This is a genomic window from Petrachloros mirabilis, from assembly GCF_975968855.1.
Genome location: NZ_CDLUDY010000250.1, coordinates 1 through 6384 on the forward strand (window position 1 = coordinate 1; position 6384 = coordinate 6384).

The 6384-nt window shown below is 54.9% G+C and carries 8 protein-coding genes and 1 tRNA gene; all 9 read left to right on the forward strand.

Annotated features, from left to right (window positions below; all coding sequences use genetic code 11):
• Positions 1-766: hypothetical protein (locus ACWVCN_RS10430; RefSeq protein ID WP_455245601.1), on the forward strand; the 766-nt coding region annotated here is incomplete at its 5' end.
• Between the two features lie 5 nt (positions 767-771).
• A complete protein-coding gene (locus tag ACWVCN_RS10435) occupies positions 772-2013 on the forward strand; it encodes an aspartate kinase (RefSeq protein ID WP_455245603.1) in 1242 nt (413 codons plus the stop codon).
• Between the two features lie 55 nt (positions 2014-2068).
• On the forward strand, positions 2069-3721 hold the full coding sequence (cimA, locus tag ACWVCN_RS10440) for a citramalate synthase (protein WP_455245604.1): 1653 nt from the start codon (positions 2069-2071) through the stop codon (positions 3719-3721).
• Positions 3722-3859: 138 nt separating this feature from the next.
• Entirely contained in the window at positions 3860-4135 is a 276-nt protein-coding gene (locus ACWVCN_RS10445; RefSeq protein WP_455245605.1) for an integration host factor subunit alpha, read from the forward strand.
• 45 nt (positions 4136-4180) lie between these two features.
• Positions 4181-4528: a MerR family transcriptional regulator gene (locus tag ACWVCN_RS10450; RefSeq protein ID WP_455245607.1), complete on the forward strand. Its 348-nt coding sequence runs from the start codon at positions 4181-4183 to the stop codon at positions 4526-4528.
• 94 nt (positions 4529-4622) lie between these two features.
• Positions 4623-4699: transfer RNA gene (locus ACWVCN_RS10455), tRNA-Pro, on the forward strand.
• A 96-nt stretch (positions 4700-4795) separates the two neighbouring features.
• On the forward strand, positions 4796-5614 hold the full coding sequence (gene surE, locus ACWVCN_RS10460) for a 5'/3'-nucleotidase SurE (RefSeq protein ID WP_455245608.1): 819 nt from the start codon (positions 4796-4798) through the stop codon (positions 5612-5614).
• 6 nt (positions 5615-5620) lie between these two features.
• Positions 5621-6259, forward strand: coding sequence for a DedA family protein (locus ACWVCN_RS10465; RefSeq protein ID WP_455245610.1), 639 nt, complete (start codon positions 5621-5623; stop codon positions 6257-6259).
• A 7-nt stretch (positions 6260-6266) separates the two neighbouring features.
• Positions 6267-6384: hypothetical protein (locus tag ACWVCN_RS10470; protein WP_455245612.1), on the forward strand; the 118-nt coding region annotated here is incomplete at its 3' end.

The following is a 6384-nucleotide window of genomic DNA, read 5'->3' on the forward strand; positions in this document are numbered from 1 at the left end:
CTCAGGGCATCGCCATTTGATGGTGTGGGTCGACGGAAAACCGAGAGCGATGTGTGTGGACCCGCAGACGTTGGTCGGCCGATCGATAGCCGACGCATTGCCTGCCGGAGATGGGGCCGATATTTTGCGAAGGTTGATGGACGCGTCATTGGTGATCCTTCGCGATCATCCCGTCAACGATGAACGGCGTGACGCGGGGAATAAACCAGCGAATTGTCTCTGGCTCTGGGGCGAGGGGCGTGCTATTTCCTGGCCCAGCCTTGCCGAGCGATTCCAAATTTCCGGTGTTGTCGTAACATCGAACGATGTCCACCGCGGCCTTGGGTTAGTCTCTGGCCTCGAAGCGGTGGACATAGAAAAACTGGCTGACGCTGATCTCCGCACGCATGCGGTTGAGGCCCTCGATGCATTACAGAAAAAAGACTTTGCCTACGTGCATCTCGAACTTCCGGACGAAGTCGTCTACGATACGGATGTGAAAGCCAAAGTTCGCGCAATCGAATCCGTCGATCGTGAATTCGTCGGTCCTTTCATCGACGGGCTCGCAAAGATCGGTCCGTATCGCTTGGTCACGATCAGCGATCCAGGCAGTGTCCATCAGGCACAACTGACTGAGGGCCAATGGTTATACGCGTACCTTGACAGCGCCGCAAAGCAGGCTGCCGATGAAGATCGGCGGTTTACTGAGGCGGATGCCCAATCCTCTCACACGCCTCCTCGCGATGCCACCAAGTTTGTCGTCCGACTGTTTGCTAAAGGCGTGTAACCATCGTGGCATTGATCGTCCAGAAATATGGGGGAACCTCTGTCGGAACAGTTGAGCGAATCCACCGCGTTGCCGATCGTGTGGAACGTGCCGTCAAGGACGGTCACAGGGTCGTGGTGGTCCTTTCTGCGATGAGCGGCGAAACTGACCGCCTCTTAAAGCTGGCGCATGAGGTGACTGCTGTTCCCGATGAACGCGAGCTCGATATGCTGCTGTCGACCGGTGAACGGGTGACGATAGCCCTTCTCGCCATGGACTTACGAGGACGTGGATTGGATGCCCAGTCGTTCACGGGACGCCAGGTCGGAATCATGACCGACAGCGCTCACACCAAGGCGCGAATTACCAAAGTGACAGCCGAACGTATCCGTGAGTCGCTGAACAGAGGCGTGATACCGGTCGTGGCCGGTTTCCAGGGCATCAACCAGCAATCGGATGTCACGACGTTGGGACGTGGGGGGTCGGACCTCACGGCGGTGGCATTGGCCGGCGCCTTAAAAGCCGATCGCTGTGTCATCTTTACCGATGTCGACGGGGTTTACACAACGGACCCGAATATTGTGCCGTCGGCCAGGCGGATTGACAAAATTTCCTATGAAGAAATGCTCGAAATGGCGAGTCTGGGTGCCAAAGTACTCCAAAGCCGTTCGGTCGAGTTTGCCGCGAAATTCAACGTGCCGCTGGAAGTCAACTCCAGCTTCAAAGAGGGAAAGGGGACGCTCGTGACACGTGAAGATGAGGACATGGAAGCGGTCGCAGTGTCGGGGGTCACCGGCGATCGGAATCAGGCGAAGGTCACGATCGTCGGGGTGCCGGATAAGCCCGGGATCGCCGCCCGTTTGTTGGGCCCGGTGGCCAAGGCCAATATTCTGGTCGACATGATCATCCAGAACGTGAGCCATGAATCCTTGACGGACTTTTCGTTCACCATCCCTCGGGTTGATGTGAAGAAAGCGGTGCCGATCATTCAGAATGTGGCGAACGAGATCGGTGCCAAATCTGTGTCGGTGACGGACTCCATTGCGAAAGTATCATTGGTCGGCGTCGGGATGCGGTCTCACTCGGGAGTGGCTGCGAAAATGTTCGAAGTATTGTCGGGAGAGGGCGTGAACATCATGATGATCAGCACCTCGGAAATTAAAATCTCCTGCGTCATCGACGAGAAGTACCTGGAGCTCGCGATGCGCGCGCTTCATACCGCATTCGGATTGGATCGCGTGTCGGTCAGCGACCGTTCACCCAAGTAATGATGCGATGATTTGAGCCTCGACAGGCTCGCCCTGCTCCTGCTACCCTTTCCCCATGGCAAAGAAGGCCTCACAACCACGCAAAGCTCCTCAGAAACCGTCCGGTCGTTCGGGTCCGGCTGCCTCCACAGCTGCGTTGAAACATCCTCAACTGGAAATCTACGATACGACCTTGCGCGACGGAGCACAAGCAGAGGACGTTACGTTTTCCGCTGAGGACAAGGTACGGGTTGCTCAACAATTGGACGGACTCGGCGTACACTTCATCGAGGGAGGATGGCCAGGGGCCAATCCGAAAGACATCGAGTTCTTCCGGATGATCAAAGAAACGCCTCTGTCGCACGCGACGGTTGTGGCATTCGGTTCCACAAGAAAGGCCAGTAATCCTGTCCAGAAGGATTCCAACATTCAAGCGCTGCTTGATGCGGAAACCAAGATCATCACCCTTTTCGGGAAATCCTGGTCGTTGCATGTCACAGATGCCCTGGGAATTTCCCTTGCGACGAACCTCGACCTTATCAGCGACTCCGTCGCGCACCTTCGCTCGAAGCAACGCCGGGTCTTCTACGACGCCGAGCATTTTTTTGACGGGTACAAGACCAACCCCGACTATGCCCTTGAGACGGTCAGGCGTGCAGTGCAAGCAGGTGCCGAGCGTATCATTTTGTGCGATACCAACGGCGGCACGATGCCGTGGGAAATCAAAGAAATCTGCCGGGTGGTTCAGAAAGAATGTCAAGTTCCTCTCGGGATCCATGCGCATAACGATTGTGAGATGGCCGTCGCAAATTCGCTCGTGGCGATCGACATAGGCGTCCTCCAGGTACAGGGAACGATCAATGGAATCGGCGAGCGTTGCGGTAACGCGAATCTCTGCTCAATCATTCCGAACCTTCAGTTGAAGATGAAACGCCCAGCGTTGGGAGAGCGGCTGACTCACTTGAAAGAAGTGTCGGGATTCGTGACGGAAATTGCGAACTTGATGCCGAACAAGCATCAGCCCTACGTAGGCGATTCCGCATTCGCACATAAGGGGGGTGTTCATATCCATGCGGTATTAAAAAATCCGGCGACCTATGAGCATGTGGTGCCGTCCCTCGTAGGCAATCGTCAGCGCATGTTGGTGTCGGATTACGCGGGGCGCAGCGGGCTTTTGGAAAAGGTCGAGGCGTTCGGTATCAAATTGGATAAGCACGATGCTAAGGTCCAGGAATTAATGGCCACCTTGAAAGAGCGTGAGAACGAGGGTTACCAGTTTGAGGGGGCAGAAGGTTCGTTCGAACTCCTCATGCGCAAGGCCATGGGGTCCCATTCCCCTTCCTTCCAGCTGGTCGGGTTCCGGGTCATTGTAGAGAAGAGGCAGGACCATGGTGCTTCGACTTCGGAAGCGACCGTCATGGTGAAAGTCGGAGATGCAGTGGAACATGCCGCAGCCGTGGGAGCTGGCCCTGTAAATGCGTTGGACCACGCTCTGCGTAAGGCTTTGGAAAAGTTCTATCCTCAGCTCAGGGAAGTCAAACTCCTCGATTATAAGGTGCGCGTGCTTTCGGCTAATCGTGGCACTGAATCGAAAGTCAGGGTTTTGATCGAATCGGGCGATCATAAAGACAAATGGGGTACTGTCGGGGTCTCCGAAAACATCATGGAGGCCAGCTGGCAGGCCCTTGCCGACAGTATCGAGTACAAGCTGCTTGAGTCAGACCGTTAGACCCCTGATCTCGCCTTCTGTGAATTACTTCTTGACAGGTCCCATAACCTCACGTAACTTATGACAAAACTGTCCCTTGTCTAAGGCGACACGGCGAATGACCCGACAAGTCTGCAGAGGTTACCCAAAGGGGGGCGCATGAGAAAGGCAGATATAGCGAACGAGATCTACAAGCAGGTCGGCATTTCCAAGAATGAAGCCGCCGATATTGTCGAGCTCGTGCTGAATATGCTCAAGGGAGTATTACAAAAGGGAGAATCAGTCAAAATTGCAGGCTTTGGAAATTTTGTGGTGAGGAGCAAGGGGGCACGGAAGGGACGAAATCCCAGAACCGGTGAAGAAATTGGTATCACACCACGACGCGTTGTCACCTTCCGGCCGAGTCAAGTGTTTAAGAAGTACGTCAACTCGTAAAGGCATTTGCACACCCGTACGAATTCCCGCCAAGAGGACCGGTCAATGGGGGCTGAACCCAGGCTGGGCAGCAAGGTTTTCTACAAAATTGGCGAAGTCAGCCGCGTGACAAAACTTCCGGCTTACGTCTTGCGGTTTTGGGAAACACAATTTCCTTTTCTGAAACCAAAGAAAAGCAGGGGGAATCAGCGTTTATATGAACGGCGAGATGTTGAAACGGTGCTGGAAATCAAGCGGATGCTCTACGATGAAGGCCATACGCTCGAAGGGGTGAAACGGTATTGGGCTAGGCGAGGGAGGGTATCATCCCAGCGCATCAAGCCCAAGGAGTTGGCGCAACGATTACGAGGTCATCTCCAAGCGATCTTGAAGATTCTTGAGTCCCATTCATGATCCGACGGTTCAGTGCCCTCTCATATCCATCCAGTTGCAATCCGGCACCGTTCAAGGCGACAATGTGAGCCATTGCAGGATGAAACAGAGACGTCGGGGCGTGGCGCAGCCCGGTAGCGTACTCGCTTGGGGTGCGAGTGGTCGGCCGTTCAAATCGGCTCGCCCCGACCAATCTGCATAGGAGTTTGTGCCGATGGCTGAGCAGTGGCACGATCATGCCGCTCAGTCCTTGGCGAAGCAAGGAAGCTGCCGAGCGCAGCTTTTTTTATGTCTGACACGAGTTCGCGCATACTTGTCACTAACGATGATGGAGTTCAGTCTCCTGGTTTGACCATACTAGCTAAGGCTTTGGCCAAACTGGGCGAAGTCTGGGTGATCGCTCCGGATCGTGAACGGACCGCCGTGGCCCATGCCGTGACGCTCCACAAACCGCTTCGGGTGCAGCAGCTCGGAAGGAGGATATATGCCGTTAACGGTACGCCGGTCGACTGTGTCAACCTGGCCCTCCTCAATATCATGCCAAAACGCCCTCATCTAGTCGTTTCAGGAATCAACCGAGGCGTGAATCTTGGTGACGATGTGTTGTATTCGGGAACCGTTTCAGCGGCAGTTGAGGGGACGATACTGGGCATCCCCTCCTTGGCTGTATCGCAGGAGGGACGGGAACATTTTCACTTCGAAACCGGAGCTCGGTATGCCTTTCGGGTCGCGCGGCTGATTCTCCAGCGTGGGTTGCCGGAGGAAACGTTGTTAAATATGAACATTCCCAATCGTCCGCCACAGGCCATCATCGGGGTGCGGGTAACCTGCTTGAGCCGACGGAGGTTCGACAATCCCATCATCGAAAAGATCGATCCGCACGGCCGGAAGTATTACTGGATTGCAGGAAGTCGGGTATCCTGGAGTCGGAGCAAGGACGCGGATCACGAAGCGATAGAGGAGGGAGCAGTGTCATTGACTCCAATCCACCTCGACAGCACGCACTACGGTGTGCTGGAGCACTTACGAACATGGGAAGTTCCGTTGCAAGGGAAGTCCCGTCAATCTGCTTTATCGAAATCAAAACCACGCAAGGCCAGAGGCTGATCAGAGATGGGAAATCTCATTGAAGCTATTATCACGGTTCTCAGCCGGTTCGTCATCAATACAATATCGACTTTCGGCTATACAGGAATTGTGGTCACGATGGCGATCGAGAGCGCCTGTATCCCCCTGCCCAGCGAGATTATCATGCCATTCTCGGGCTATCTCGTCACAACCGGACAATTCACCATGTTGGGAGTCACCCTGGCCGGAGCGGTCGGAAACGTCGTGGGGTCGATCGTGGCTTACTATGGCGGAGTGTGGGGAGGACGGCCTTTCGTCGAGCAATACGGGCCTTACATGCTGGTTTCACGGAAAGATCTCGAGACCGCGGACCGATGGTTTGCACGGTACGGAGAGGCCGCCGTATTTTTCAGCCGCATGCTCCCAGTCGTGCGGACGTTCATTTCCCTGCCGGCAGGCATTGCGCGGATGAATTTCCCGCGATTCGTGCTGTTCACCTTTCTGGGGGCGCTGCCGTGGTGCTATCTCTTGGCCTACATCGGCGTGAAGATGGGACAGGAATGGGAACATCTGCGTGACTATTTTCATCAATTCGACATCGTCATCGGGCTATTTCTCGCTGCGGCCCTCGGCTACTTCTTATGGTCCCATTGGCCGAGACGATCCGTGACGCCCGGGTCTTGACAATATCATGCTGACTCTGTTCAACACATTGTCGGGGAAAGTGGAGCCGTTTGAGTCACTCGAACCAAAACGGGTTCGGATGTATGTATGCGGCGTAACCGTATACGACTATTGCCACATCGGCC

Excerpts from the sequence above, each read along its gene's own strand:
- ACWVCN_RS10465 (WP_455245610.1), top strand. The coding sequence starts at position 5,621 with ATGGGAAATCTCATTGAAGCTATTATCACGGTTCTCAGCCGGTTCGTC.
- surE (WP_455245608.1), top strand. The coding sequence starts at position 4,796 with ATGTCTGACACGAGTTCGCGCATACTTGTCACTAACGATGATGGAGTT.
- ACWVCN_RS10445 (WP_455245605.1), top strand. The coding sequence starts at position 3,860 with ATGAGAAAGGCAGATATAGCGAACGAGATCTACAAGCAGGTCGGCATT.
- ACWVCN_RS10450 (WP_455245607.1), top strand. The coding sequence starts at position 4,181 with ATGGGGGCTGAACCCAGGCTGGGCAGCAAGGTTTTCTACAAAATTGGC.
- cimA (WP_455245604.1), top strand. The coding sequence starts at position 2,069 with ATGGCAAAGAAGGCCTCACAACCACGCAAAGCTCCTCAGAAACCGTCC.